At 72.6% G+C, this 24,853-nt stretch carries 25 protein-coding genes and 1 riboswitch; of the genes, 15 read left to right on the forward strand and 10 right to left on the reverse strand.

The window, feature by feature from the left end:
* Nucleotides 1-2 precede the first annotated feature (2 nt).
* Nucleotides 3-1,010: an ROK family protein gene (locus ACFVHO_RS17730; RefSeq protein WP_385714873.1), complete on the reverse strand. Its 1,008-nt coding sequence runs from the start codon at nucleotides 1,008-1,010 to the stop codon at nucleotides 3-5.
* Nucleotides 1,011-1,497: 487 nt separating this feature from the next.
* On the opposite strand from ACFVHO_RS17730, the gene ACFVHO_RS17735 reads away from it, so the two are divergent.
* Genes ACFVHO_RS17735 through otsB form a run of 3 tightly spaced genes read left to right on the forward strand, consistent with a single transcriptional unit; the run spans nucleotide 1,498 to nucleotide 3,919 of the window.
* The gene (locus ACFVHO_RS17735) at nucleotides 1,498-2,721 is read left to right on the forward strand and encodes an extracellular solute-binding protein (protein ID WP_385715153.1); all 1,224 of its coding nucleotides are present in this window, start codon (nucleotides 1,498-1,500) and stop codon (nucleotides 2,719-2,721) included.
* Nucleotides 2,722-2,751: 30 nt separating this feature from the next.
* A complete protein-coding gene (locus tag ACFVHO_RS17740; RefSeq protein ID WP_385714876.1) occupies nucleotides 2,752-3,042 on the forward strand; it encodes a DUF3263 domain-containing protein in 291 nt (96 codons plus the stop codon).
* A 16-nt stretch (nucleotides 3,043-3,058) separates the two neighbouring features.
* A complete protein-coding gene (gene otsB / locus ACFVHO_RS17745) occupies nucleotides 3,059-3,919 on the forward strand; it encodes a trehalose-phosphatase (RefSeq protein WP_385714879.1) in 861 nt (286 codons plus the stop codon).
* A gap of 260 nt (nucleotides 3,920-4,179) precedes the next feature.
* Here the strand turns inward: otsB and ACFVHO_RS17750 are convergent, their stop codons facing one another.
* Both ACFVHO_RS17750 and ACFVHO_RS17755 read right to left on the reverse strand, forming a co-directional pair.
* Nucleotides 4,180-5,574 (reverse strand): trehalose-6-phosphate synthase, encoded by a 1,395-nt coding sequence (locus ACFVHO_RS17750; protein ID WP_385714882.1) that lies wholly within the window; start codon nucleotides 5,572-5,574, stop codon nucleotides 4,180-4,182.
* Nucleotides 5,575-5,821: 247 nt separating this feature from the next.
* The gene (locus tag ACFVHO_RS17755) at nucleotides 5,822-6,805 is read right to left on the reverse strand and encodes a glucosyl-3-phosphoglycerate synthase (protein ID WP_385714885.1); all 984 of its coding nucleotides are present in this window, start codon (nucleotides 6,803-6,805) and stop codon (nucleotides 5,822-5,824) included.
* A gap of 131 nt (nucleotides 6,806-6,936) precedes the next feature.
* A riboswitch (SAM riboswitch) is annotated at nucleotides 6,937-7,093 on the forward strand.
* Between ACFVHO_RS17755 and thrC the strand changes: the two genes are divergently transcribed.
* From thrC to ACFVHO_RS17790, 7 genes are all read left to right on the forward strand, one after another.
* Complete coding sequence (gene thrC / locus ACFVHO_RS17760) at nucleotides 7,087-8,409, forward strand: threonine synthase (RefSeq protein ID WP_385714888.1); 1,323 nt, start codon at nucleotides 7,087-7,089, stop codon at nucleotides 8,407-8,409. (Overlaps the previous riboswitch by 7 nt.)
* A 29-nt stretch (nucleotides 8,410-8,438) precedes the next feature.
* Nucleotides 8,439-8,714, forward strand: a complete 276-nt coding sequence (locus tag ACFVHO_RS17765; protein WP_385714891.1) for a MoaD/ThiS family protein — start codon at nucleotides 8,439-8,441, stop codon at nucleotides 8,712-8,714.
* Between the two features lie 420 nt (nucleotides 8,715-9,134).
* Nucleotides 9,135-9,338, forward strand: a complete 204-nt coding sequence (locus ACFVHO_RS17770) for a cold-shock protein (protein WP_005315736.1) — start codon at nucleotides 9,135-9,137, stop codon at nucleotides 9,336-9,338.
* Nucleotides 9,339-9,689: 351 nt separating this feature from the next.
* Nucleotides 9,690-11,315, forward strand: coding sequence for a chaperonin GroEL (gene groL, locus ACFVHO_RS17775; RefSeq protein WP_380846361.1), 1,626 nt, complete (start codon nucleotides 9,690-9,692; stop codon nucleotides 11,313-11,315).
* A 231-nt stretch (nucleotides 11,316-11,546) separates the two neighbouring features.
* Nucleotides 11,547-12,044 carry a SigE family RNA polymerase sigma factor gene (locus tag ACFVHO_RS17780; RefSeq protein ID WP_385714894.1) on the forward strand — a complete coding sequence of 166 codons (498 nt, stop codon included), beginning with the start codon at nucleotides 11,547-11,549 and terminating at the stop codon, nucleotides 12,042-12,044.
* Nucleotides 12,037-12,585, forward strand: coding sequence for a hypothetical protein (locus ACFVHO_RS17785; protein WP_385714897.1), 549 nt, complete (start codon nucleotides 12,037-12,039; stop codon nucleotides 12,583-12,585). Before ACFVHO_RS17780 ends, ACFVHO_RS17785 begins: the two co-directional genes overlap by 8 nt.
* A 104-nt stretch (nucleotides 12,586-12,689) precedes the next feature.
* The gene (locus ACFVHO_RS17790; RefSeq protein ID WP_385714899.1) at nucleotides 12,690-14,024 is read left to right on the forward strand and encodes a mannosyltransferase family protein; all 1,335 of its coding nucleotides are present in this window, start codon (nucleotides 12,690-12,692) and stop codon (nucleotides 14,022-14,024) included.
* Nucleotides 14,025-14,031: 7 nt separating this feature from the next.
* On the opposite strand, the gene murQ is transcribed toward ACFVHO_RS17790, so the two are convergent.
* Both murQ and ACFVHO_RS17800 read right to left on the reverse strand, forming a co-directional pair.
* A complete protein-coding gene (gene murQ / locus ACFVHO_RS17795; RefSeq protein WP_385714902.1) occupies nucleotides 14,032-14,982 on the reverse strand; it encodes an N-acetylmuramic acid 6-phosphate etherase in 951 nt (316 codons plus the stop codon).
* Between the two features lie 121 nt (nucleotides 14,983-15,103).
* Nucleotides 15,104-16,033 (reverse strand): MurR/RpiR family transcriptional regulator, encoded by a 930-nt coding sequence (locus ACFVHO_RS17800; protein WP_385714905.1) that lies wholly within the window; start codon nucleotides 16,031-16,033, stop codon nucleotides 15,104-15,106.
* 104 nt (nucleotides 16,034-16,137) lie between these two features.
* On the opposite strand from ACFVHO_RS17800, the gene ACFVHO_RS17805 reads away from it, so the two are divergent.
* Nucleotides 16,138-16,524 (forward strand): hypothetical protein, encoded by a 387-nt coding sequence (locus ACFVHO_RS17805; RefSeq protein WP_385714908.1) that lies wholly within the window; start codon nucleotides 16,138-16,140, stop codon nucleotides 16,522-16,524.
* The gene (locus ACFVHO_RS17810; protein WP_385714911.1) at nucleotides 16,521-16,787 is read left to right on the forward strand and encodes a DUF4031 domain-containing protein; all 267 of its coding nucleotides are present in this window, start codon (nucleotides 16,521-16,523) and stop codon (nucleotides 16,785-16,787) included. The genes ACFVHO_RS17805 and ACFVHO_RS17810 overlap by 4 nt, the downstream gene beginning before the upstream one ends.
* 85 nt (nucleotides 16,788-16,872) lie before the next feature.
* On the opposite strand, the gene ACFVHO_RS17815 is transcribed toward ACFVHO_RS17810, so the two are convergent.
* From ACFVHO_RS17815 to ACFVHO_RS17830, 4 genes are read right to left on the reverse strand one after another with little or no spacing between them, the layout of a single operon-like run.
* The gene (locus ACFVHO_RS17815) at nucleotides 16,873-18,087 is read right to left on the reverse strand and encodes an ABC transporter permease (RefSeq protein WP_385714914.1); all 1,215 of its coding nucleotides are present in this window, start codon (nucleotides 18,085-18,087) and stop codon (nucleotides 16,873-16,875) included.
* Entirely contained in the window at nucleotides 18,084-18,938 is an 855-nt protein-coding gene (locus tag ACFVHO_RS17820) for an ABC transporter ATP-binding protein (protein ID WP_385714917.1), read from the reverse strand. The genes ACFVHO_RS17815 and ACFVHO_RS17820 overlap by 4 nt, the downstream gene beginning before the upstream one ends.
* Nucleotides 18,935-19,996: a peptidoglycan-binding protein gene (locus ACFVHO_RS17825; RefSeq protein ID WP_385714920.1), complete on the reverse strand. Its 1,062-nt coding sequence runs from the start codon at nucleotides 19,994-19,996 to the stop codon at nucleotides 18,935-18,937. The genes ACFVHO_RS17820 and ACFVHO_RS17825 overlap by 4 nt, the downstream gene beginning before the upstream one ends.
* Nucleotides 19,997-20,719 carry a hypothetical protein gene (locus ACFVHO_RS17830; RefSeq protein WP_385714923.1) on the reverse strand — a complete coding sequence of 241 codons (723 nt, stop codon included), beginning with the start codon at nucleotides 20,717-20,719 and terminating at the stop codon, nucleotides 19,997-19,999.
* A 135-nt stretch (nucleotides 20,720-20,854) separates the two neighbouring features.
* Between ACFVHO_RS17830 and ACFVHO_RS17835 the strand changes: the two genes are divergently transcribed.
* The 3 genes from ACFVHO_RS17835 to ACFVHO_RS17845 are packed head-to-tail and all read left to right on the forward strand — an operon-like array spanning nucleotide 20,855 to nucleotide 23,531.
* Nucleotides 20,855-21,544 (forward strand): response regulator transcription factor, encoded by a 690-nt coding sequence (locus ACFVHO_RS17835; RefSeq protein ID WP_385714926.1) that lies wholly within the window; start codon nucleotides 20,855-20,857, stop codon nucleotides 21,542-21,544.
* A 2-nt stretch (nucleotides 21,545-21,546) separates the two neighbouring features.
* On the forward strand, nucleotides 21,547-22,992 hold the full coding sequence (locus ACFVHO_RS17840) for an ATP-binding protein (protein WP_385714929.1): 1,446 nt from the start codon (nucleotides 21,547-21,549) through the stop codon (nucleotides 22,990-22,992).
* On the forward strand, nucleotides 22,989-23,531 hold the full coding sequence (locus ACFVHO_RS17845) for a hypothetical protein (RefSeq protein ID WP_385714932.1): 543 nt from the start codon (nucleotides 22,989-22,991) through the stop codon (nucleotides 23,529-23,531). The genes ACFVHO_RS17840 and ACFVHO_RS17845 overlap by 4 nt, the downstream gene beginning before the upstream one ends.
* 30 nt (nucleotides 23,532-23,561) lie before the next feature.
* Here ACFVHO_RS17845 and ACFVHO_RS17850 read toward each other — a convergent pair whose 3' ends face one another.
* A complete protein-coding gene (locus tag ACFVHO_RS17850; protein ID WP_385714935.1) occupies nucleotides 23,562-24,812 on the reverse strand; it encodes a Cmx/CmrA family chloramphenicol efflux MFS transporter in 1,251 nt (416 codons plus the stop codon).
* Nucleotides 24,813-24,853 lie beyond the last annotated feature (41 nt).

Below are 24,853 nucleotides of genomic sequence, written 5' to 3' on the forward strand. Positions count from 1 at the left end.
GGTTACCTCCGGGGAGTCGGGGTCGCGGGGTTGGTGGTGGTGGCGTCGGTCGTCGCCGGTGCGGTGGTGGCGGCCGGGGTCTGCGCGGTGGCTTCGAGCAGGTCCCAGGCGAGCAGGCCCGCGCCCAGGCAGCCCGCCGCGTCGCCGAGTGCCGCCGGGACGATCTCCGGCAGCGTCTGGAACTCGACCACGCGGGCGGCGACCGCCGTGCGCAGCGGTGTGAACAAGGTTTCCCCGGCCTCCGCGAGGCCGCCACCGATGATCAGGGTGTGCGGGTCCAGGAGGGTGAGGGCCGTGAGCAGGCCGTCGGCGAGGGCGTCGACCGCGTTCTGCCAGACGGCGAGGGCGCGGGGGTCGCCGGAGCGGACCGCCTTCGCGCAGTCCGCCGCGTCCGCCGTCGGGTCGCCGCTGGCCTCCGCCCAGGCCTTGCTCACCGCGGACGCCGACGCCAGGCGCTCCAGGCAGCCGCGCTGGCCGCAGCCGCACGGGGGGCCGCCGGGGCGTACGACGATGTGGCCGATCTCGCCCGCGGAGCCGTGGGCGCCGGGCTCGATGGTGCCGTCGATGCCGATCGCGCCCGCGATGCCGGTGCCGAGCGGGACGAAGAGGAAGCGGTCGGCGCCCTTGCCCGCGCCCACGCGGCCCTCGGCGAGGCCGCCCGTGCGGACGTCGTGGCCGAGCGCCACGGGGATGCCTTCCAGGCGGGCGCTCAGGAGGTCGCGCAGCGGTACGTCGGACCAGCCGAGGTTGGACGCGTACACCGCGATGCCGTGGTCGGCGTCCACGATGCCCGGTACGGCCACGCCTGCGGCTGCCGCCGGTTCGCCTAGGTGCGCCACTCCGTGGGCCCTCAGGTCGGCTGCGAACTCTACGATCGACTCGACCACGGCGTCCGCGCCGCGGTCCCTGCCGGTCGGGCGGCGGGCCTCGTGCAGCAGCGTGCCGTCCGCCCCTACCAGGGCGGCCTTCATTCCTGTGCCGCCCACGTCCAGGGCGATGACATGTCTCACGGGGACAGTGTCGCGTGTGACCCCGCGAGAGGTCTAGTCCACCTGCGTTCCGGTCGGGCCCTCGCGGGGCGCCCCAGTCCCGCCCCTTCTCCGAAACCGGGGCTGCGCCCCTGGACCCCAGGGGGTGGGTGTCCCGTGCGGGTGGGACGGGCCTCCGCCGAATCGGCGCTTCGCGCCTCGTCCTCAAACGCCGGACGGGCTGAAAACTACTTCGCCGAGGCGGGCTGGAGGTGCCGGGCTGTTGGGCTGGTGGTGCAAGTTTGGGCGGGTGGGTGGGAGAGAGCCCGTCCGGCGACTGAGGACCCGGCGCGGAGCGCCGGTGGGAGGGGGGGCAATAAGGCAAGGCCGTTGCAGAAGTGATACTCGGGTGGTGTAGACCTTGTATCCGGACGCGAGGGAAACTCGCGGTTCATTCGTACGACGAGGGTGGGAAACAGCAGTGCAGCGGCGCGTGACAGGTCTGACCGCGGCGGTGGCCGCACTGAGCATGACGGCGCTGCTCGCCGGCTGCGGCGGCGACTCCGGTGACTCCGGCGACGTCACCCTCAAACTCGTGGCCGCCGACTACGGCGACTCCGCCGCCAACAGCTCCAAGAAGTACTGGGGCGAGCTGACGAAGAAGTTCGAGGCCGAGCACCCGGGCATCAAGGTCGATGTGACCGTGCACTCCTGGACGGACGTCGACCGCGAGGTCAAGGAGATGGTGAAGGACGGGAACGCCCCCGACCTCGCCCAGATCGGCGCGTACGCCGACTACGCCGCGCAGGACAAGCTGTACTCCGCCGACGACCTGCTCTCCATCCCCACCCAGGCCGACTTCCTCGCCCCGCTCTCGAAGGCCGGCGAGGTGAACCGGGTGCAGTACGGCATGCCGTTCGCCGCGTCCACGCGCCTGCTCTTCTTCAACGAGAAGCTGTTCAAGAGCGCCGGGATCAAGCCGCCGCAGAGCTGGACCGAGCTCCAGGCCGCCGCGCAGAAGCTGAAGGCGCGCGGCGTGAAGATCCCCTACGCGCTGCCGCTCGGCCCGGAGGAGGCGCAGGCCGAGACGATGCAGTGGCTGCTCAGCGGGGGCGGCGGCTACACCGACAACGTCGGCTCGTACGACATCGACTCCAAGCAGAACGTCCAGACCTTCACCTGGCTGAAGAACGAACTGGTCGGCAAGGGCCTCACCGGCCCCACCGCGCCCGCCGAACTCGACCGTGCCGAGGCCTTCGCCGCGTTCACGCGCGGTGACGTCGGCATGCTCAACGGGCACCCCACGCTGATGCAGATGGCCTCGAAGAAGGGCCTGAAGTACGGCATGGTTCCGATGCCCGGCGTCAACGGCAAGGCCCAGTCCACGATGGGTGTCGCCGACTGGATGATGGCCTTCAAGCAGAACGGCCACCGCAAGGAGATCGGCGAGTTCCTCGACTTCGTCTACAGCACGAAGAACGTCCTGGACTTCTCCCGCGAGTACGACCTGCTTCCCGTCACGACGTCGGCGTCGCAGGAGATGGCGGAGAACAAGCAGGACTCCGCGAAGCTCGGCGAGTTCCTGAAGGAACTGCCCGCCTCGCAGCTGTACCCGGTCGGCAAGACGTCCTGGGCGCAGGTCTCCGTGCAGATCAAGAAGTACATCGGCAAGACCGTCGACAAGAACGGCGACCCCGAGGCCATCCTCGGGCAGATCGAGTCGAAGGCGGCCGCGGAGGAGAGCGCGCAGTGACGCGGGGGCGCCGGGGTTAGCGTGGTCGTCATGACGGACGACACGCAGCCCGGGCCCGACGGGCTTCCCGAGCCGCCCGACGGGCCTCCCGAGCCGGGGGGCCTCTCCGGGCGAGCCAAGGACGTGCTCGCGCTCGAGCGGCGCAACTGGGCCGGGCCCGGCGCCAAGGAGCGGGCCATCCGGGAAGAGCTGGGGCTCGCCCCCGTCCGCTACTACCAGATCCTGAACGCCCTCCTCGACGACGAGCGGGCCCTCGCCCACGATCCCGTCACCGTGAACCGACTGCGACGGGTTCGACAGGCGCGGCGCGCCGAGCGTTGACGTTAGGGTCTGGCCCATGGGTGACCCGACGCACTCCCTGCCGCACTCCTTGCCGCAGCCGCTCACGCCCGCCGGGCGGGACGGACTCGCCGCGCTCCTGGCCCGGCCCGAACGTGCCGTGATCGCCCTCGACTTCGACGGCACGCTCGCGCCGATCGTGCCCGATCCCGAACGGGCGCGGGCCCACCCCGACGCGGTGCCCGCGCTGGCCGCGCTCGCGCCGAAGGTCCGGTCCGTGGCCGTCGTCACCGGCCGGCCCGCGGGGGTCGCCGTCCGCTACGGCGGGTTCGCCGGGGTCCCCGGGCTCGAACACCTCGTCGTGCTCGGGCACTACGGGGCCGAGCGGTGGGACGCCGTCACCGGGACCGTGCAGGCCGCCGAGCCGCATCCCGGTGTCGCCGCCGTGCGGGCCGAGCTGCCCGGTTTCCTGGACGCGATCGGGGCGTGGCGCGGGACCTGGATCGAGGAGAAGGGGCGGGCCGTCGCCGTCCACACGCGGCGGGCGCGGGATCCGCAGGCCGCGTTCGACGCGTTGCGGGGGCCGCTCGGGGAGCTCGCCGTCCGGCACGGGCTGATCGTCGAACCCGGACGTCTCGTCCTTGAGTTGCGGCCGCCCGGTGTCGACAAGGGGGTCGCCCTCGTCGACTACGTACGTGAGGTGGGCGCCGAGTCCGTCCTGTACGCCGGGGACGACCTCGGGGACGTGCCCGCCTTCACGGCGGTGGACAAGCTGCGGTCCGACGGGGAGGTGCGGGGGCTCCTCGTGTGCAGCGGCAGCCCCGAGGTCACGGAACTCGCCGCCCGCGCGGACGTGGTGACCGAAGGTCCCGCCGGCGTGGTCGCCCTCCTGTCGGCGGTGGCACACCAACTGCCGTAACGGCTCGGCACGCTTGGGCTGTGGCCTTCCCCTGCCGTCATGGCACCGTCGGCCTGGGCTGTGCCCACCCGTCCCGCCTTGCGGGACGATTGCCCACAGAGGTATGCGCACCGCACCCGCCCTCGCGCCCGGCCCCCACCCGCACCCGCACCCGCACCCGCACCCGCCGACGGTGGCCGGCCCCCGCTGGAGACGTTCACCCCGCGGTCGACTGGAAACGGGCGGGCGGGGTGGGAGACATCCCGCCGCGGAGCGGTGGGTCAGGGGGTGCGCAAGGCGTGGAGTTGGTCCAGGAACCACTGGGTCGGGGGGAGGGCGGTCGCGGCCGCGGCCAGGCGTTTGGTGCGCTCCGCGCGCTCCGCGGGGGGCATCAGGAGGGCTTCGTGGAGCGCGGCGGCCGTCGCGGACACGTCGTACGGGTTGACGGTGAGCGCGTCCTCGGCGAGCTCCTCGTACGCCCCGGCCTCGCGGGAGAGGACGAGCGCGCAGCCCTCGTCGGAGACGACGGGGACCTCCTTGGCGACGAGGTTCATGCCGTCCCGGATGGGGTTGACGAGGGCGACGTCGGCGAGCCGGTAGGCGGCGAGGGAGCGGGCGAAGTCGTCCTTGACGTGGAGGACGACCGGCGTCCAACCGGCGGTGCCGTACGCGGAGTTGATGGCGTCGGCGACCCGCGTCACCGCCGCGGTGTAGTCGCGGTAGACGGCGAGGTCCTGCCGCGACGGATAGGCGAAGGCGACGTGCACGACCCGCTCCCGCCACTCGGGCCGCTCGGCGAGGAGCCGCTCGTAGGCGTGCAGTCCGCGCACGATGTTCTTGGACAGCTCGGTCCGGTCCACCCGGACGATGACCTTCCGGTGGGGCCCGATCTGTTCCCGCAGCGCGGCGAGGCGCTCCTCGACGTCGGGGCGCCGCGCCCGTTCCCGCAGGAAGTCCGGGTCGGCCCCGAGCCCGTGCACCCCGATCCGGGTCCCTGACGTGCCGCCGAGGACCGCCACGCAGCACGCCGTGAAGGCGTCCGCCCAGCGCCCGGTGAGGAAGCCGAGCCGGTCCGCGCCGAGCATCCCGCGAAGGAGCTGTTCGGCGATGTCGTCGGGCAGCAGCCGGAAGTAGTCGACGGGCGCCCAGGGCGTGTGCGAGAAGTGGCCGATGCGCAGGTCGGAGCGGAGTTCGCGGAGCATGCCGGGCACCAGGGCCAGGTGGTAGTCCTGCACTAGGACGGCCGCGCCCGGCGCCGCCGCGCCCGCGAGGGCTTCGGCGAAGGCCCGGTTGTACGTCTCGTACGCGGCCCACTGGGCGCGGAACTCCGGCCCGAAGGAGGGTTCCAGGGGCGTCTGGTACAGCATGTGGTGCACGAACCACAGCACCGAGTTCGCGACGCCGTTGTACGCGTCGGCGTGCACGGCGGCGTCGATGTCGAGCATCCGCACCCCCGGCTCGCCGACCCCGCGCCGCACGGCCTCCCGGTCGCCGTCGCCGAGCGCCGAGCACACCCACAGGGCGTCGGCCTCGTCGCCGATGGCGCTGAGCCCGGAGACGAGGCCGCCGCCGCCGCGCTTGGCGTCGAGTGTCCCGTCGGCACCGAGGGAGTACGTCACCGGGCCGCGGTTGGACGCGACGAGGACCTGGGCTGCGCCCGCCTGCTCGGAAGCCATGTGCCGAAACCTAGCCGTTCGCGCAAACGCTCAAACGTAGGGCCGGGGAACGTCACGTCCCCACCCGGAGACCGCCCACCACGCCCCGAGTGCGGGCGACGAGCGGACCGTATACGACCCGCCGGACGGGCGCGGTACGAGCCACCGACGGGCGCGACACGAGCCACCGACGGGCACGACACGAGCCGCCGGACGCGTGCGACCCGACCCCCATGACCCCACCCGCCGGGCGCCCCCGCCCGACCCCTCAGGCCACCCGTCGCTCCGCGTACTCCGCGACCTCCGCCATCGGCGGCCGCTCCTCCGTGTCCACCGCGTACGTCCGCGGTTCGAAGCCGTGCTCGCCGCGGACGAACTGGGTCAGCTCGGGGCGGACGAGATGGGCGCGGGCGAGCCGCAGCTGCGCGGTGCGGTAGATCGCCGCCGCCATCCGCCCGAGCGCCTGCCCGTCCTGGTGCCGGTGCCTGCGCACTCCCACGTCGACCTGCGCGAGCGCGTCCAGGCCCACGGTGTGCAGCGCGTCGACGAGCAGGCCGAGCTCCACGCCGTACCCGACGGGGAAGGGGAGGCGTTCCAGGAGCGACCTGCGGGCCGCGTACTCGCCGCCGAGCGGCTGCACGAACCCCGCGAGCTGCGGCCAGTGCATGTTCAGCAGGGGCCGCGCCATCAGCTCGGTGACCCGGCCGCCCTGCCCGGCCGTCGCGCCGGACGCGGGTCCTTCGGCCGCGGGGCCGTCGGACACCGTCATCGGGCGGTCGTACATCGCCTTCACGAACTGCACGTCCGGCTCCGTGAGGAGCGGCCCCACGATGCCGGAGACGAAGTCCGCCGAGAACTCCTTCAGGTCCGCGTCGACGAACGCCACGATGTCACCGCGGGTGACCAGGAGGGAACGCCACAGGACCTCGCCCTTGCCCGGTACGGCGGGCAGCCGCGGCAGGATCCCGTCCCGGTGCACCACCCGGGCCCCGGCGGCCGCGGCCACCTCGGCCGTCCGGTCCGCGGAGCCGGAGTCGATCACCACGAGCTCGTCGACGAGCGGCACCCGCTCCATCAGCTCCCTGCGGATCTCGGCGACGATCCCGCCGACCGTCTCCTCCTCGTCGAGGGCGGGCAGCACCACGCTCACCGAGGTGCCGAGGGCACGCTTGGCGGCTGTCAGGGCGCCGGGCGCCCGGTCGGCGACGGACCAGGAACGCCTGCTCAGCCAGCGCTCGACCTCTTCCAGCACGCGCGTCCTCCCGGTTGTGATCCATCTCGCGCATCGGACGACTATCTCAAGGGTCCAAGGCTTCGGTTACAGTCTTGAACAACGCCGGTGACCATCGCATGTCGGGGGTCCCGGGCGTCACAATCGAATACCGCTCATCCAGAGGGGCAGAGGGATACGGCCCGTTGAAGCCCCGGCAACCCTCCAGCCGGTCTCGTAAGCCGCCGCCAGCGCGGCGCCGCGAGGCTCCCGGCTCGGGAAGGTGCCAATTCCGTCTCGCGGCGAGATGCGCCGCGAGGAAGATGAGGAGAAAGGGCCTCGCCTCCATGGCTGTGCAGACTGTCGCCACCACCGCCCCCGCCGCGGACACCGTCGATCTCGGACCCGCTTCCGGACTCTCCTGCCGCGAGTGCGGAACCCGCTTCGACCTGGGCCCCATCTTCGCCTGCGCCGAGTGTTTCGGCCCCCTCGAAGTCGCCTACGACCTTCCCCTCGGCGACCCGGAGGCCCTGCGCAAGCGGATCGAGTCCGGCCCCGCCAACATCTGGCGGTACGCCCCGCTGCTGCCCGTCCCCGCCGACGTGGCCGACAAGCCGAACCTCAACCCGGGCTGGACCAAGCTCGTCAAGGCCGACAACCTCGCCGCCGAACTCGGCGTCGACCAGGGCAAGTTGTTCATCAAGGACGACTCGGGCAACCCCACGCACTCCTTCAAGGACCGCGTCGTCGCGCAGGCCCTCGAGGCCGCCCGCGCCTTCGGCTTCACCACGCTGTCCTGCTCCTCCACGGGCAACCTCGCCGGTGCCGTCGGCGCCGCCGCCGCCCGCGCGGGCTTCCGCTCCTGCGTGTTCATCCCGCACGACCTGGAGCAGGGCAAGGTCGTCATGGCCGCGGTGTACGGCGGCGAGCTCGTCGGCATCGAGGGCAACTACGACGACGTGAACCGCTTCTGCTCCGAGCTGATCGGCGACCCGCTGGGCGAGGGCTGGGGCTTCGTCAACGTCAACCTGCGGCCGTACTACGGCGAGGGCTCCAAGACCCTCGCGTACGAGATCTGCGAGCAGTTGGGGTGGGTCCTTCCCGACCAGCTCGTGATCCCGATCGCCTCCGGGTCCCAGCTCACGAAGATCGACAAGGGTCTGAAGGAGCTGATCGCGCTCGGTCTGGTCGAGGACAAGCCGTACAAGATCTTCGGGGCGCAGGCGGAGGGCTGCTCGCCGGTGTCCACCGCGTTCAAGGCGGGCCACGACGTCGTCCGGCCGCAGAAGCCGGACACCATCGCCAAGTCGCTCGCCATCGGCAATCCGGCCGACGGTCCGTACGTCCTCGACATCGCGCGGCGTACCGGCGGGGCGGTGGAGGACGTGAACGACGAGCAGGTCGTGGACGCGATCAAGCTGCTCGCCCGCACGGAGGGGATCTTCGCGGAGACCGCGGGCGGGGTGACCGTCGGCGTCGCGAAGAAGCTGATCGAGGCGGGCCTCATCGACCCCTCGCTCACCACCGTCGTGCTCAACACCGGAGACGGGCTCAAGACGCTTGACGCGGTCGCCGCGACGTCCCAGGCGACCGCGACGATCCGCCCGAGCCTCGACGCGTTCCGCGCCGCGGGCCTGGCCAGCTGACCTTCCCGGCACCCCAGAAAGGCATCCCCATGAGTGTCAACGTCCGCATCCCCACCATTCTCCGCACCTACACCGGCGGTCAGGCCGAGGTCGCCGCCGAGGGGGGCACCCTCGGTGAGGTCATCGCCGATCTGGAGAAGAACCACACCGGCATCGCCGCCCGGGTCCTGGACGACCAGGGCAAGCTGCGGCGGTTCGTGAACGTGTACGTGAACGACGACGACGTGCGGTTCGAGCAGGGCCTTGAGACCGTGACGCCGGACGGCGCCGGGGTTTCGATCATTCCTGCCGTCGCCGGCGGCTGAACGCACGCAGAGTCACCGGGAATGCCCCCTCCGCGAGAGAAGCGGAGGGGGCAATTCTGTATGGTTGAGCGCGGTACAGTTGGGAATGGAGCGCCGCTCTCGGCGCAAGCAGTGCCGCGCGCATATTCGAAGTCGGCCGCGGAGCCGACAAGAAGTAGCCAAAGTGTCCTGCCTATTTGAACCTTATGCGGCATTTGTCGGGCCCGACTTGCCCTGAATTCCATGGAATTCTCCGGAAATCTCCGATAGCGCGTGCCCAGAATTCTCGTCCGATTGACCTGTTGCAGAGGGCAGTTGGACAGATACATTCAGCCGCGGTCGACGCGTTCCGGCGCACACCCCCAACCCATGGGGAGTGAGGTCTGACCCGGGTCCGCGAAGTGCGGGTCTGCGCAAGGGCCAGTAATAGGGGAGTTAGGCATGGCTCAGGGCACCGTCAAGTGGTTCAACGCGGAGAAGGGATATGGCTTCATCGCGGTCGACGGTGGTGCGGATGTATTCGTCCACTACAGCGCGATCCAGATGGACGGCTACCGCACCCTGGAAGAAGGTCAGCGAGTCGAGTTCGAGATCTCGCAGGGCCAGAAGGGTCCGCAGGCGGACATGGTCAAGCTCGCCGTCTAGCGGCTTGACGCGATCGGCCACCGACGCGACGCAGACGAAGGGCCCGCACCCCGGGAACGGGGCGCGGGCCCTTCGGCGTTGCAAGATCGGGGAGTTCCGCCCGGGGCGCGCGGGGTCCCGTGCGGGAGCGGCGAGTCCTCGTACGAGACCCGGGGGCGACCTTGCACTCGCGGGGGTCGAGTGCTAATCATTGGCGTTAGCACTCTACGAGTGAGAGTGACAGAACTTGGATCGGGTCGGTGAGGTCCGCAGGCCGGGTGGGGCAAGGAACCACACGGCGCGCAGGCCGTCCGTCGCGGGCACCAGCACGATCCGTTTGCTTTTCCACCCCGTCCGGGAGGACCACTTCACATGGCCAAGATCATCGCGTTCGACGAGGAGGCACGGCGCGGCCTCGAGCGCGGCATGAACCAGCTCGCCGACGCCGTCAAGGTGACCCTGGGCCCCAAGGGTCGCAACGTCGTCCTCGAGAAGAAGTGGGGCGCCCCCACGATCACCAACGATGGTGTGTCCATCGCCAAGGAGATCGAGCTCGAGGACCCGTACGAGAAGATCGGCGCCGAGCTGGTCAAGGAGGTCGCGAAGAAGACGGACGACGTCGCCGGTGACGGCACGACGACCGCGACCGTCCTCGCCCAGGCGCTCGTCAAGGAAGGCCTGCGCAACGTCGCGGCCGGCGCCAACCCGATGGCCCTCAAGCGCGGCATCGAGAAGGCCGTCGAGGCCGTCTCCGGCGCCCTGCTCGAGCAGGCCAAGGACGTGGAGACCAAGGAGCAGATCGCTTCCACCGCCTCCATCTCCGCCGCCGACACCCAGATCGGCGAGCTCATCGCCGAGGCCATGGACAAGGTCGGCAAGGAAGGCGTCATCACCGTCGAGGAGTCCCAGACCTTCGGTCTGGAGCTGGAGCTCACCGAGGGTATGCGCTTCGACAAGGGCTACATCTCGGCGTACTTCGCCACCGACATGGAGCGTATGGAGGCGTCGCTCGACGACCCGTACATCCTGATCGTCAACTCCAAGATCTCCAACGTGAAGGACCTCCTTCCGCTCCTGGAGAAGGTCATGCAGTCGGGCAAGCCGCTGCTGATCATCGCCGAGGACGTCGAGGGCGAGGCCCTGTCCACGCTGGTCGTCAACAAGATCCGCGGCACCTTCAAGTCCGTCGCCGTCAAGGCCCCGGGCTTCGGCGACCGCCGCAAGGCCATGCTCGGCGACATCGCCATCCTCACCGGTGGCACGGTCATCTCCGAGGAGGTCGGCCTCAAGCTGGAGAACGCCGGTCTCGACCTGCTCGGCCGCGCCCGCAAGGTCGTCATCACCAAGGACGAGACGACCATCGTCGACGGCGCCGGTGAGAGCGACCAGGTCCAGGGCCGGGTCAACCAGATCCGCGCCGAGATCGAGAACTCGGACAGCGACTACGACCGCGAGAAGCTGCAGGAGCGCCTGGCGAAGCTCGCCGGCGGTGTCGCGGTCATCAAGGCCGGTGCCGCGACCGAGGTCGAGCTCAAGGAGCGCAAGCACCGCATCGAGGACGCCGTGCGCAACGCCAAGGCGGCCGTCGAGGAGGGCATCGTCGCCGGTGGTGGCGTGGCCCTGCTGCAGGCTTCCTCGGTCTTCGAGAAGCTCGAGCTCGAGGGTGACGAGGCCACCGGTGCCGCCGCTGTGAAGCTGGCCCTGGAGGCCCCGCTGAAGCAGATCGCGGTCAACGCCGGCCTCGAGGGCGGCGTCGTCGTGGAGAAGGTGCGCAACCTGACCGTCGGTCACGGCCTGAACGCCGCGAACGGCGAGTACGTCGACATGATCGCCGAGGGCATCATCGACCCGGCGAAGGTCACGCGTTCCGCCCTGCAGAACGCCGCGTCCATCGCCGCGCTGTTCCTCACCACCGAGGCCGTCATCGCCGACAAGCCGGAGAAGGCCGCCGCTGCGGGCGCTCCGGGCGGCATGCCGGGCGGTGACATGGACTTCTGATCCCTCGCGGATCGGCAGTTCGTCGCAGTACGCGAACGAGGGCGGCACTCCCTGTCTCAGGGGGTGCCGCCCTCGGGCGTTCCCGGGGTCTTTCTCCGGGGCGTCGCCGGGCCCTTTCTCCGGGGCGTCCCCGGCAGGAGCCTCCCGGCGAAAAAATCTCCCGCCCCGTGTCAACCGAACCCACCCCCGCAGGTCTAGAGAGGTTGTACCGACCAGATGGGGAGCACGTCATTGACCGCTGAGGAGTTCGAGGAGTTCTACGCCCACGCGGTCCGACGGCTCACCGGCCAGCTGTATGTGATGCTCGGCGACCTGCAGGAGGCGCAGGACGTCGTGCAGGAGGCGTTCGTCAGGGCCTGGAGCAGGCGCGGGCGTCTGGTGAAGGAGGCCGCGCCCGAGGCGTGGATCCGCACCGTGGCCTGGCGGCTCGCCGTGCGCCGGTGGCACGGGCGGCGGCGCAGCGAGCAGGCCTGGCAGCGGCACGGCGGCGCGCCGCCCGCGGCCGCGCCCGACCCCGGTTCCGTGGTCCTCGTCGAGGCGCTGAAGGGTCTTTCCCCGCAGCAGCGCAGGACGGTGGCGCTGCACTACATCTGCGATCTGTCGGTGGAGCAGATCGCCGCGGAGACGGGCCAGTCCACCGGCACGGTCAAGACGCATCTGTCCCGGGGGCGGGCCGCCCTCGCCGACCGCTTGCAGGACCCCCGTACCCAGGAGGCGCACGGTGACTGAAGCCCACCACGACGATCCGCTGGACGATTCGCTGGCGGACGCGCTCCGGGACCTTGCCGCGGCGGCGGAGCGCGGCAGCGACCCGGCGCCCGCGCCCGTGGTCACGGCCCGCGGCGAGCGGGTGCGGCGGCGCAGGTTCGCCGTGCTCGCGGCCAGTGCCGTGCTGCTGTGCGGCGGGATGGGCGGCGCGGTCGCCGCCGGGATCGCCGGGTCCGAGGAGCGGGTGTCCCCGGCCGACACCCGCGACCCGCTGCCCGCGCCCTCCTCCGGCGACCCGGTGCCCGACCCCACCTCCGGGCCCACCGACGCCTCGTCGTCGCCGGGACCGACCGAGACCACCGGTGCGCCCGACCCCAGCACGCCGCCTGCCACGACCGGCACCTCCGGCAGTTCCGCCGACGCCGACCCGAGCCACTCGCCGACGTACCCCCAGGGCACCGCGCCGCCGACCACCGGCACCCAGGGCCCGACCGAGACTCCGTACCGGGGCGCCGGGACCTCCCCGCCCCCGACGTCGGACATGACGGACGGCCCCGACTGACCCCGGTCGGCTCCCGCCCCTGACCGGCACCCCCGCAGCATCCACCGACCGGCGGCGCACCCTGCGCCGCCGGGCGATTCCGCGCGCCCGAACGGAGATCACGCATGCCAGCGGCACCGGCGACCACCGCCACCCGGCCCTCCCCGCGCCCGCCCTGGCCCGACGTCCGTGAGCGGGAGCGGGAGCGGCGGCCCGGCGGTGGGCGTGGGGTGCTGCGGCGGCTCGCGGGGCGCCTCGACGCCACCGACCGCTTCGTGCTCCAGGTGTATGTGTGCACGCGGGTGGGGCTGTTGATCACCGGGTACTGCGTGGGGTGGCTGTTTCCCGCGAACTCCCGTGCCAAGGAGGCGCCCGGGCTGCTCTCGGTGTGGGAGCAGTGGGACTGGACGCACTTCCGGCACATAGCGGAGTACGGCTACTTCGGGCCCGCGCCGGGGTACGCGGACGGCTTCGAGAACGAGGAGGCGTTCTTCCCCGGGTTCCCGCTGGTGCTGCGGGCGGTGCGCCTTGTCGTGCCGGACTGGGTGGCGGCCGGGCTGCTGATCTCGTTGGTCTCGGGCGCGGTCGCGATGCTCGCGCTGGCCCGCGTGGCCAGGCTCGGGGGCGCGGGCACGGGCACGGGCAGGGGCCTGGGCCTGGGTGCGGGTGCGGGGTCGCGCACGGGCGGGGGCGCGGAGGTCCGGCTCGGGGGCGCGGACGCCGTCGCCCGGCGTGCCGTCCTCGTCGTGCTCCTGTCGCCCTGCGCCGTCTTCCTCGCCGCGGGCTACTCCGAATCCCTCTTCCTCGCCTTCGCGTTGCCCGCCTGGCTCGCCGCCCGGTCGGGCCGCTGGCCGCTCGCGGCGACCCTCGCCGCATGCGCCACGGCGACCCGTGTCAGCGGGCTCTTCCTGGCCGCCGCCCTGGCCGTCGACTTCCTGCTCGCCCGCGACGGCCGCCGCGACTGGCGCCGACTGCCCTGGCTGACGCTGCCCGCGCTGCCCGCCCTCGCGTACACGCTGTACCTGTACGACCGCACCGGCGACTGGATGGCCTGGAAGCACGCCCAGGAGCGCGGCTGGTACCGCACCTTCCACCCGCCGTGGGAGGCCTGGGGCAACACCTGGGACGCGGGGTTCGACGGCCGCTACTCCACCGGGTACGCCCTGATGTCCCAGGCCGAACTGGCCGCCATGGTCGTCGGGTTGGCCCTGCTCGGCTGGCTGCTGTGGCGCCGGAGGTGGCCCGAGGCGGTGTACATCGCCCTCAACCTGTGGGCGCTCGGCACCTCGTACTGGTACACGTCCGTGCCCCGCGCGACCCTCCTGTGGTGGCCGCTGTGGACGGGCCTGGCCGCCTGGAGCCTCAGGGCGCCGTGGCGCGGGTACGCGGGGCTGTGCGTGCTCGCGCCGCTGAGCACGCTGTTCGCGGTGACGTTCCTGTCCGGGAGATGGACGGGCTGACTCCCGTTCATGCGGTACGGGAGTTGTCGAGCGCCGCCCTGAGGTGGCCGTCGGACTCGTCGAGGAGGCGGGCGGCGGTGGGGCCGTCGACGGAGCCGAGGAGGGTGAGGATGGCGTTCTTGACCTCGCCGTCGGTGGCCGCGAGGGCCGCTTCGATCTCCTCGTCGGAGGCGCCGGTGGCGAGGGCGACGATGCGGCGGGAGCGGGCGCGCAGTTTCTCGTTGGAGGCGCGCACGTCGACCATCAGGTTCCCGTAGGTCTTGCCGAGGCGGATCATCGTGATCGTCGACAGCATGTTGAGGACGAGCTTCTGGGCCGTGCCCGCCTTCAACCGGGTGGAGCCGGTGAGGAGTTCGGGTCCGACGACGACCTCGATGCCGTGCTCGGCCGCCGCGGCGAGGGCGCTGTCGGCGTTGCAGGACAGGCCGATGGTGAGCGCGCCGCGGGCGCGGGCGTGCTCGACGGCTCCGACGGCGTAGGGCGTGCGGCCGGAGGCGGACACGCCGACCACGGTGTCGTCGGCGGTGAGGTCCAGCGCGTCCAGGTCCGCGGCGGCCAGGTCCTTGCTGTCCTCGGCGCCCTCGATCGAGGTGACCACGGCGGACGGGCCGCCCGCGATGAGGCCGACGACGTCGCCCGGGTCGGTGTTGAACGTCGGCGGACACTCGGAGGCGTCGAGCACCCCGAGCCGTCCGGCGGTGCCCGCGCCCGCGTAGATCAGCCGCCCGCCGCGGGCCATGCGCTCGGCGGTCGCGTCGATGGCGGCGGCGATCCGCGGCACCTGCTCGGCGACGGCCGCGGGAACGGACGCGTCCTCGCCGTTCATGATCTTCGCGATCTCCGCCGTGGGCAGCCGGTCGATCTCGGAGAGCTCGGGCCGGAACGCCTCGGTGGTGAGGGTCTCCAACTGGGCACGGAGTTCGCCGTAGGCGGCGGGCCCGGTGGGCGTGGAGGTCATGGGGGTGCGGCTCTTTCGGGGGAGAGGGGTGACATTTCGGACTGGAGGAACTAGTTCAGCCCGTCCGGCGTTTGAGGACGAGGCCGAAGGCCGATCGGGGCCAGCCCCGGCCGACGGGGACTCAACGACTGCCGGCGCCCCCGCGAGGGCTGTGCCGGTGAGCCAGGGCCTCGTAAGACGCGGCCAGCGCAGGCGCAGCCGTCTCGTACGTCCGCTGCGCGACCCCCACGAACAGACAGTCCACGACCAGCAGCTGACTCGTCCGAGAGGACATCGCCGCGGGCCGCAACTCGCTCTCACGAGCAGTGGACGTGGTCAGTATGTGATCGGCGTACTGCGAGACGAGCCCGTCGGGCCGTCCCGTGATCGCGACGGTGGTCGCCCCGTGCTCGAAGGCGACCCGCAGCGGCTCGATGACATCGCCGGTGGACCCGGAGTGCGTGATCGCGATGGCGACGTCCTTGGCGCGGAGCGTCACCGCGTTGGTGACGGCCAGATGCGGATCGGAGTGCGCGTGCGCGACCTGGCCGATGCGCAGCAGTTTCTGTACGAGGTCCTGGGCGACGAGCCCGGACGCGGCGACGCCGTACACCTCCACGCGGCGGGCCGAGGCCAGCGCGGTGACGGCCGCGCCGAGCTGGACGGTGTCGAGTCCGGCCGCGGTGTCGGCGAGGGTCTGCTGCTCGTCGTACGCGAGTTTCGCCACCACGTCCGCGATGGGGTCGTCCACCGCGATGTCGGCGGTGACGGCGGGGGCGCGGCCCGACTGCTGCTGGGCGGCGAGCCCGGCGAGGGCGAGGCGCAGATCGCGATAGCCGGGGTAGCCGAGCAGGCGGGCGGTGCGGACCACCGTGGCCTCACTGGTGCCGGTGAGCTCGGCGAGGCCGGTGACGGTGAGGGCGGCGGTGCCGGCCGGGTCGCCCGCGACGGCCTCGGCGACCCGCTGCATGGAGCGGGTCATCGACGGCGCGAGCGTGCGGACCTTGGCCGCGAGGGCGGCCGGGGCCGGGGGCGCGCCGCCCGCGAAAATTTCCTTCACGTCATGGGTCACCCTTGAAAGATATTTTCGGGGCCGGGGCGGGTCAAGACCCCCGACGTCCGGGGCCTGGACCGGCCGGGGGACGCCCGGCGCGCGGCGGGGCGCACAATGGCTGTATGGACTCCTCCGCATCCTCCGTCCCCGTCGGCCCGCTGGAGCGGGCGCTGCACGCGGCCCGCGCGCTGGTCCTCGCCGACCTGGTCGCGGACGAGGTGGCAGAGTCGGACGTCGTGTCGTTCGTCGAGGACTCCGTGGCGCAGCGCCGGTGGTGGGTCGAGCAGTGGCCCGAGGGCGTCGACTTCGTCGCCGGGCTCGTCGCGCAGGACGTGCAGGACGCCCTCCTGGAGCGGTACGGACGGTGGCCGCTGTGCCCGGTGTGCGGCTCGGGCGACCCGCACGCCCTCGACGTGGAGCCGGAGTTGGGCCCCGACCCGCACTGGGTGTGCGCGAAGGCGGGCGTGGTCGTCGCGGCCGTCGGCTCGCTCGGGTCGGTGCACCGGTGACCCTCTACATCGACCCGCCCGTCTGGCCCGGCCACGGCCGCCTCTGGTCGCACCTGGTCAGCGACGAGTCGTACGAGGAGCTGCACGCCTTCGCCGAGCGCATCGGGGTGCCGGAGCGGGCCTTCGAGCGGGACCACTACGACCTGCCCGCGCACCGGTACGAGGACGCGGTGCGGGCCGGGGCGGTCGCGGTCGGGTCCAAGGAGCTGGTGCGGCGGCTGACGGACGCGGGGCTGCGGCGGCGCAAGGGCCGGGAGACTTAGGGGCCACCGGGAGACGCACGGGCCGGGAGGCGTCGGGGCCGCCGGGAGGCGCGAGGGGCGCGCCACGTGAGACGCGGGCGCCGCCTCACGTGGCGTTCAGGGCGACCGTCGGATGCAGCCGCGAGGCCCGCACCGCCGGATAGAGGCCCGCGAGCACGCCGATGAGCAGCGTCGCCGCGAACCCGGCCGCCACCGACCACGGCGGGACCACCGCCGTCCAGCCCTGCGCGAGGGCGAAGCCGAACGTCGCCGCCGCCCCGAGCACCGCGCCCGCGGCGCCGCCGAGCGCCGAGAGCAGCAGGGACTCGGTGAGGAACTGCAGGCGGACCGCGTTCCTGGTGGCGCCGAGCGCCCGCCGCAGACCGATCTCCTGCCGGCGCTCCAGCACCGAGATGACCATGGTGTTGGCCACGCCGACCCCGCCGACCAGGAGCGCCACCGCGCCCAGGCCGAGCATCAGGCTGGTCAGGCCCTTGTCGGTGGCCGCCTTCGCGGCGAGCGCGTCCGAGGGCCGGGAGACCTTCACGGAGCCCTCGGCGCCGGGGCTGACCGTGCGGGCGAGGACGGCCCTGACGTCCTCGACCGTTCCGTCCGGGGACCGCTCGAAGATCATCGAGGGGTGGCCGTCGAAGCGGAAGTGGGTCGCGGCGGCCGGGAAGCCGATCATCGCGACCCGGTCCAGGGTGGGGACCAGCTCCACGGGCTCCAGGATGCCCACCACGACGACGTACTCGTCGTCCATCATGATCTTCCCGCCCGGCTCGGTGATGCCGAGGCGCTCCGCGGCGACCGAGCCGAGGACGGTGACGGGAAGCCGCTCGTTGGCCGCGTTCAGCCAGATCCCCTTGGCCACGCGGGCGTTGAGGGCGTCGAGGAGGTCGGTGCGGGCCGCCTGGGTGGTGACGCCCGCCGACCGCTCCTCGGGCACCACGTCGCTGCGCCGGATCCTGGCGTCGACGTTCCCGGTGGCCGTGGCGTGCTGGACGGGTCCGATCCGCTCGACCATCGCCACCGCCGACTTCGGCAGCTTCAGCTCGTTGCCCCGGCTGTCCTCGCCCGCCTCGACGGTGAGGAGGTTGGTGCCGAGGCGGTCGAGCCGCGCCATCAGGTCCGACTTGCTGGACTGGGACAGGCCCACCACGGCGACCATCGTGGCGATCCCGATGGCGATGCCGAGGGCGGACAGGACGACCCGGGCCCGCCGGGCGCGCAGGCCGACGGCGCCGAGGCGCAGGACGTCGTGGGGCGCGAGCGGGGAGGGCTTGAGCCGGGGCGGCTTGCGCGGGGGAGTGGAAGTCATCGTGAACTCGCCTCCTGGCAGCGTGAACTCGCCCTCTGGAGACGTGAACTCGGATCCTGGCAGCGGGAGTCGGACACGATCTCGCCGTCCCGGAACCGGACCCGGCGCGGCAGCGAGTCCGCGATCTCCTGGTCGTGCGTGATCACGCAGATCGTGGTGCCCGCCGCGTTCAGCTCGTGCAGGAGCTCCATGACGACCTCGCCGGACGCGCTGTCCAGGGCGCCCGTCGGCTCGTCCGCGAGCAGCAGGTCCGGTTCGCCGACCAGCGCGCGGGCGATGGCCACGCGCTGCTTCTCGCCGCCGGACAGCTCGGCGGGCCGGTGGCCGAGGCGGTGGCCGAGCCGGACCCGCTCCAGGGCGGCGCGGGCACGGGCGCGGCGCTCCCGGCGCGGGACGCCCGCGTACAGGAGTCCGTCCGCGACGTTGTCGACGGCGTCGCGGCCCGCGGCCAGGTGGAAGTGCTGGAACACGAAGCCGATGTGGCGTGCGCGCAGCGCGGAAAGGCGTGCGTCCGACAGGCGCCCCACGTCGTACCCGGCCACGCGGACCGTGCCCGTCGTGGGCGCGTCGAGCGTGCCGACGACGTGCAGCATCGTCGACTTGCCGGACCCCGACGGGCCGACGACGGCGAGGAGTTCGCCCGCGCGGACGGTGAGGCTGACGCCGCGCAGGGCGTGCACGTCACCGGCGTACGACTTGGTGACGTCACGCAGTTCGACGACGGGGGCGGAGACGACGGGGGCGGGCCCTGGCGCCGGGCCGGGCGCCGATCCGGACGCGGGTCCGGACGCAGGTTCGGACGCGGGTCCGGACGGAGGCCCAGGCGGAGGTCCGGGCGGGGTGAGCGTCATTCCGTGGCCACCCCCACCGTGAGACCCTCCTTGAGCTGCGAGCCGCTGACCTCGATGCGCCCGTCGGCCGTCAGGCCCGTCTCGACCCGCACCATCCGGGACGTACGGCCCTCGACGAGCTGGAGGCCGTAGCCGCCGTCCGTGCCGCGCAGCGCGACGACCGCCTCGACCGGGACGGTCAGGACGTCCTCGCGGCTCTCGCTGACGAACTTCACGCTCGCCGTGGCCTTGGCGTCCTCGCCGGACGCCGACGCGCCGCCGTCCAGGGAGACCTCGACGGTGATGGTGTCCCCGGACGCCTCCTCGTCGCCGGAGTCCTCCGGCTTCACGGTTCCGGTGACCCGGCCGCGCTTGATGGTGCCGCTGGGCAGGGTCACCTCGACCCTGGTGCCCTTCGCGGTGAGCGAGGCGTCGGTCTGGTCGAGCTGGGCGCGGACCACGGGCCTGGTGGAGGCGATGGTGAGGGCGGGCGCCTCCGGGCCGACCTGGTCGGCGAGGGCCGCGTCCGCGCGGACGACCTTGACCTGCTCGGGCTGGAAGACGACGTCTCCCTTGCCGACCCTGCCGGTCGGCGTCCGGTTCAGGGACCGCTGCCAGCGCTTGACGGCGGCGGCCGTGGCCCGGTCGTAGCGCGGGTCGACGTAGAGGCCGCCGCCGTAGCCGAGCGCGACGAGGTTGCGCTCCAGTTCCAGTACGTCGCTGCCGCGGGCGCCGACCTTCATCTCGCGGAACGCGGGCACCGGGCCGTACAGGAGCGTGACCGGTTTGTCGTCCAGCTCGTAGAGGGCCTGCCCGCGGGTGACCGTGGTGCCCTCGCGGGCCGCGACCGTCACCGTGCCCGGGACGGCGGACTTCACGGCACGCCGCTGCGCGTAGTCGACCTTCCCGTCGACCGTCTTGGACAGCACGAGGTCGGTCCTGGTGACGGTGGTGGTGGCGGGCGGCCGCTCGGACCGGCCGTCGTCGGAGCCGCCGCCCCCGTACGCCAGGGCGCCCGCGCCCACCGCCACGGCGGCCGCGGCGACGCCGCCGACGAGGAATCCCGTACGCCGTCTCATCTACTGCATCCCGTCCAGGCCTTCGAGCAGCTTGCTCTCGCAGGCCTTCCGGGCCCGTTCGTACGCGGGCGAGTTCCGGTCGAGTGCCGGGTTCGCGGGGCTCGGGTCGCCGCCGGGGATGACGTTGCCGCCGGACATCGTGGGGTTGGTGAACTTGGAGACGCCGTTGTCGCGCATGCACTTGGCGTGCGCGAGCATCGACTCGTAGTCCTTCTGCGCGTCGCGCTTGGGCGCCAGGTCCATGGCGGCGCGCAGTTCGTCGGCGCAGACGCCGTTCTTGCCACCCTTGTACTCCTCGCCGGAGCCCTTCGGGTCGACGAGCTTCTCGATCTTCGACCAGTCCAGGTAGCCGCTCAGCTTCGGGTCGGGGTAGTCCTTCAGACCGGCCTTGGCGCGCATGCAGCGGACGTAGGTCATCTGGGCGTCGTAGAAGGCGCTCTTGCCCTCGGCGGCGGGCTTGGAGGCGTCGTCGCCCGTGCCCTTGCCCTCGCCCTTGTCCTTGCCGGAGGCCCCGGCCGAGGTCGGCTCATCGGGGGCGGAGGCGACCCCCTCGTCCTTGACGCCGTCGTCCCCGCCGCCGCAGGCGACGCAGAGGGCGAGGAGGGGGGCGGCGACGGCCGCGGCGACGCGGACGCGTGTGGTGCTCCGGGCAGCGGTGCTCAGGGGACGCCGGGCAGGGGCGCTCCGGGAAGCGGTGCCCCGGGAAGCGGTGTGGATGCTCATGCGGACCACCGTCGGGCCCGTACATGGTGGCCGGTCCATGGCCGCATGATGAGCGCGTAACAATGCGCGGGAACGCCGCTCCCGGCCCCCGCGACCGGGCCTGAACAGGGCAAACCCTCACGCATAATCGGCCGCATGGCCCACGTACTGCTGATCGAGGACGACGTGTCCGTGCGCGACGGCATGGAACTGGTGCTGCGCAGGCACGGCTACGACGTCGCCACCGCCGCCACCGGCGAGGACGCCCTCGCGCTCCTCGCCGACCCGGCGGGCACGGCCGTCGAACTCGCCGTGCTCGACCTGATGCTGCCCGGCATCGACGGATTCGAGGTCTGCCGACGGCTGCGCGCGGGCGGGTCCACGGTGCCCGTGATCATGCTGACCGCGCGCGGCGACGACACCGACATCGTGCGGGGCCTTGAGGCGGGCGCCGACGACTACGTGGTCAAGCCGGTGACCGCGCCGGTCCTGGAGGCCAGGATCCGGGCCGCGCTGCGCCGGGCCGAACCCTCCCAGACGGCACGGGGCGAGGACCACGCGGGCCTCCTCATCGACCGCGCCGGGCTCACCGTCGCCAAGCGCGGCACGCCCATCGCCCTGCCGCCCACCGAACTCCGCCTGCTCCTCGAACTCTCGGCGTCCCCGGCGCACGTCTTCAGCCGCGAGCAGTTGCTCCAGTCCGTGTGGGAGCACGGCTTCCTCGGGGACTCACGGCTCGTGGACGCGGCGGTGGGCAGGCTCCGCGCCAAGATCGAGGACATTCCGGCGCGGCCGCGCTACATCCAGACGGTACGGGGCTTCGGCTACCGGTTCGGGCCGGTGTGAGGGTGGCCCGCCGCGCGCTGCGACGCCTCGTCGGCCTCCGCGCCCGCCTCGTCGTGGCCTTCGTCCTCATCGCCCTGGCCAGCGCGGTCACGGCGACCGCCCTTGCGTATCGCGAATCCCGTACCGCCGTCCTCGAACGCAAGCAGGACGCGGTGCGCGCCGCCTTCAAGAACCGCGTCGAGCAGGCCGCGGCGGACTTCGACGTCCCCGCCGACGAGGTGTCCCTGACCCGCTTCGCCACCGGCATCGCGGACGGCCTCGGCGACGACGCCGTGGTCGTGGCCCGGTACCGCTCCCTCACCGTGTCGTCCGACGCGTCTGCCGACCGCTCGCGGATCACGCCCGCCCTGCGCGAAGCGGTGCGCGACCGCAACCGCATGAGCTTCCAGCGGGTCGAGAGGAACGGCGGCGCCTACCTGGTCGTGGGCACCCCCGTCACCTTCGACGGCGCGTCCCCCTCGGGCCTCGACGCCTTCGCCATCACCTCGCTGCGGGCGGAGAGCGAGGCGACGGCCGGTGTCCTGGGCGCGGTGCGGGACGGCATCGTGCCGGTGGTGCTGCTCGCCGCCGTCCTCGCGCTGCTCTCCGCGGGCACCGTCCTGCGTCCCGTACGCGAACTGGGCCGCGCCACCCGACGGCACGCGGCCGGTGACCTCACGTCCCGGGTACGGGTCCGGGGCCGTGACGAACTGGCCGACCTGGCAAGGGACTTCAACGAGACCGCGGACGCCCTGGAGGCGTCCGTCGCCGAACTGCGCGAGCAGGACGCGCGGGCCAAGCGCTTCGTCGCCGACGTCTCGCACGAACTGCGCACCCCGCTCGCCGCCATGACGATGGTCGCCACCGTCCTCGACGAGGACGCGGACGCGCTGCCGCCGGACACGGCCCACGCGGCCCGCACCGTCAGCGAGGAGACGGCGCGGCTCTCCCGGCTCGTGGACGACCTGATGGAGATGTCCCGCTTCGACTCGGGCGCGGCACACCTCAACCTCACCCCCACCGACCTCGCGGAAGCCGTCACCGCCACGCTGTCCCTGCGAGCCCTGACCGACCGCGTACGCACCGAACTGCCCCACGGCGTCCGGGCGATGGTCGACCGCCGCCGCGTCGACGTGATCGTGGCCAACCTCGTCGGCAACGCCCTGCGCCACGGAGCGGCCCCCGTGGCCCTGACCCTCGCCACCGACCCGGCGGGCGACTGGCTGACCGTGGAGGTGGCCGACCGCGGCCCCGGCCTCCCGCCCGAAACCCTCGCCCACGTCTTCGACCGCTTCTACAAGGCCGACTCCGCCCGCACCCGCTCCGAGGGCAGCGGCCTCGGCACCGCCATCGCCCTGGAGAACGCCCGCCTGCACGGCGGCACCATCGAGGCGGCCAACGCCCCCGAAGGCGGCGCGGTGTTCACACTGCGGCTGCCGTGGCGGCGCCCGGAAGAGGAGACCCCATGAGGCCGCCCCGCCCGAAGCACAAGCTCACCGCCACCGCCCTGACGACCCTGGCCGCCCTGCTGCTCGCCGGATGCGGGGTCCGCCCCACCGGCGTCCTGGACGGCGGCGAGGCGGCCGGGGGCCTGACCAAGGGGCTGCGGCTCTACTTCGTATCGCAGGCGGGGCGTTTGGAGGGCGTCGCCCGCCCCGGCATCCCCGCGTCCCAGGTCACGGACCCCAAAGCCGTCATCAAGTACCTCCTGGTCGGCCCGGTGGAATCGGAACGCGACGCAGGACTCACCACCTTGCTGGGGGACGACGGCAGCTACGACGCCACCGTGGACGGCGACAGGGTCACTGTCCACATCCCACAGGGAGCACTCCTCGGATCACCCGTGGAAAACCGGAACCTGAAGGGCCAACTCGTGTGCAGCATCGCAAGGGCCCGAGCCATGGCCGACAGCAACGGCACGACCCAGACCGACGACATCCGCGTCACACTCCGCCCGAGGGGCGACACCCGCCCGGGAACGTACGTGTGCTCGGACTTCCTGAAGTGAACGAGCAGATTCAGTCCTGCCGGAGCAGATTCAGCCCCTCCGGCGTTTGAGGAGCGGGGGTCTGGGGGCAGAGCCCCCCGCGCGGCGGAGCCGCAAATTGTTACAGCCGGGAAGGGGCGGGTTCGGGGAGCCCTCGGCAGAGCCCCCCACCCGAACCGACACCGCGACAGCCCCCAAAGCCGACAAGGTGAGCCCGGCCCCCGCCCAAGCAGCCGACTCGTACCCCCACCCCGCGTCGATGACGGTCCCCCCGAGCCAAGGCCCCGCCGTGTTCCCGAGGTTGAACGAGGCAGTCGCCGTGGCCCCCGCGAGGGTGGGCGCGGCCGCAGCGACCTCGAAGACACGGGCGTTGAGCGCGGGCCCGGTGTAGAACGCGGAGACCCCGAGCAGGAAGGCGAGCAATACGGCAGCGACAGCGCTGCCGGAGAGCAGGGCGAGCAGGGCCAGGAACGTGGTGGACGCGGCGATCCCGCTGAACAGAACGGTGAACAGCCGCCCGTCGGTGACCCGCCCCCCGATCGCCGTACCGATCAACGCCCCCACCCCGAACAGCGCGAGCACCCCCGGCACCCAGCTCTCGCCGAGCCCCGCGACGTCGGTGAGGAGCGGGGCTAGATAGCTGAACGCGCAGAAGACCCCACCGGCGGCGAGCGCGACGACGGCGACGGCGAGCCACACCTGCCGGTCCCGGTAGATGACGAGTTCGCGCCGCAGGACGGGCTGTTCGGCGGGCGGGGCGATGCGCGGGACGAGCAGGACGACGCCGACGAGGGCGAGCGCCGAGGCCCCCGCGACCGCCCAGAAGGCCGACCGCCACCCGAAGTGGTCGCCGAGGAAGGCACCCGCGGGCACGCCGAGGACGTTGGCGAGGGAGAGGCCGCCGAGCATGACGGCGATGGCCCGGGCCCGCTGCGTCACCGGCACCATCGCGACGGCGACGGCCGCGCCGACGGCCCAGAACCCGGCGCAGGCGAGCGCGCTGACGACGCGGGACGCGAACAGGACGGCGTACGAGGGGGCGAGGGCGCCCGCGATCTGGCCGAGGCCGAAGACGCTGATGAGGGCGACGAGGGTGGCCCGGCGCGGCAGCCGCAGGGTCGCGGCGGCGAGCAGCGGGGCGCCGATGACCATGCCGATGGCGAACGCGGAGATCAGCAGTCCGGCGCGCGGCACGGAGACGTTCATGTCGTCGGCGACGGCGGGCAGCAGGCCCGACAGCATGAACTCACTGGTGCCGAGCGCGAAGACGGCGACGCCGAGCGTGTGGACGGCTATGGGCATGCGAGAGGGCACGGTTTTCGCCAACGTGTTCGGAGGTGCGG

Source organism: Streptomyces sp. NPDC127108 (assembly GCF_042677545.1).
Taxonomy (GTDB): domain Bacteria; phylum Actinomycetota; class Actinomycetes; order Streptomycetales; family Streptomycetaceae; genus Streptomyces.

What these genes read in the sequence shown, in the direction of transcription:
- ACFVHO_RS17735 (WP_385715153.1), top strand. Translation starts at nt 1,498, where the DNA reads ATGACGGCGCTGCTCGCCGGCTGCGGCGGCGACTCCGGTGACTCCGGC.
- ACFVHO_RS17740 (WP_385714876.1), top strand. Translation starts at nt 2,752, where the DNA reads ATGACGGACGACACGCAGCCCGGGCCCGACGGGCTTCCCGAGCCGCCC.
- otsB (WP_385714879.1), top strand. Translation starts at nt 3,059, where the DNA reads ATGGGTGACCCGACGCACTCCCTGCCGCACTCCTTGCCGCAGCCGCTC.
- ACFVHO_RS17750 (WP_385714882.1), bottom strand. Translation starts at nt 5,574, where the DNA reads ATGGCTTCCGAGCAGGCGGGCGCAGCCCAGGTCCTCGTCGCGTCCAAC.
- thrC (WP_385714888.1), top strand. Translation starts at nt 7,087, where the DNA reads ATGAGGAGAAAGGGCCTCGCCTCCATGGCTGTGCAGACTGTCGCCACC.
- ACFVHO_RS17765 (WP_385714891.1), top strand. Translation starts at nt 8,439, where the DNA reads ATGAGTGTCAACGTCCGCATCCCCACCATTCTCCGCACCTACACCGGC.
- ACFVHO_RS17770 (WP_005315736.1), top strand. Translation starts at nt 9,135, where the DNA reads ATGGCTCAGGGCACCGTCAAGTGGTTCAACGCGGAGAAGGGATATGGC.
- groL (WP_380846361.1), top strand. Translation starts at nt 9,690, where the DNA reads ATGGCCAAGATCATCGCGTTCGACGAGGAGGCACGGCGCGGCCTCGAG.
- ACFVHO_RS17790 (WP_385714899.1), top strand. Translation starts at nt 12,690, where the DNA reads ATGCCAGCGGCACCGGCGACCACCGCCACCCGGCCCTCCCCGCGCCCG.
- murQ (WP_385714902.1), bottom strand. Translation starts at nt 14,982, where the DNA reads ATGACCTCCACGCCCACCGGGCCCGCCGCCTACGGCGAACTCCGTGCC.
- ACFVHO_RS17805 (WP_385714908.1), top strand. Translation starts at nt 16,138, where the DNA reads ATGGACTCCTCCGCATCCTCCGTCCCCGTCGGCCCGCTGGAGCGGGCG.
- ACFVHO_RS17815 (WP_385714914.1), bottom strand. Translation starts at nt 18,087, where the DNA reads ATGACTTCCACTCCCCCGCGCAAGCCGCCCCGGCTCAAGCCCTCCCCG.
- ACFVHO_RS17820 (WP_385714917.1), bottom strand. Translation starts at nt 18,938, where the DNA reads ATGACGCTCACCCCGCCCGGACCTCCGCCTGGGCCTCCGTCCGGACCC.
- ACFVHO_RS17825 (WP_385714920.1), bottom strand. Translation starts at nt 19,996, where the DNA reads ATGAGACGGCGTACGGGATTCCTCGTCGGCGGCGTCGCCGCGGCCGCC.
- ACFVHO_RS17830 (WP_385714923.1), bottom strand. Translation starts at nt 20,719, where the DNA reads ATGAGCATCCACACCGCTTCCCGGGGCACCGCTTCCCGGAGCGCCCCT.
- ACFVHO_RS17835 (WP_385714926.1), top strand. Translation starts at nt 20,855, where the DNA reads ATGGCCCACGTACTGCTGATCGAGGACGACGTGTCCGTGCGCGACGGC.
- ACFVHO_RS17845 (WP_385714932.1), top strand. Translation starts at nt 22,989, where the DNA reads ATGAGGCCGCCCCGCCCGAAGCACAAGCTCACCGCCACCGCCCTGACG.
- ACFVHO_RS17850 (WP_385714935.1), bottom strand. Translation starts at nt 24,812, where the DNA reads ATGCCCATAGCCGTCCACACGCTCGGCGTCGCCGTCTTCGCGCTCGGC.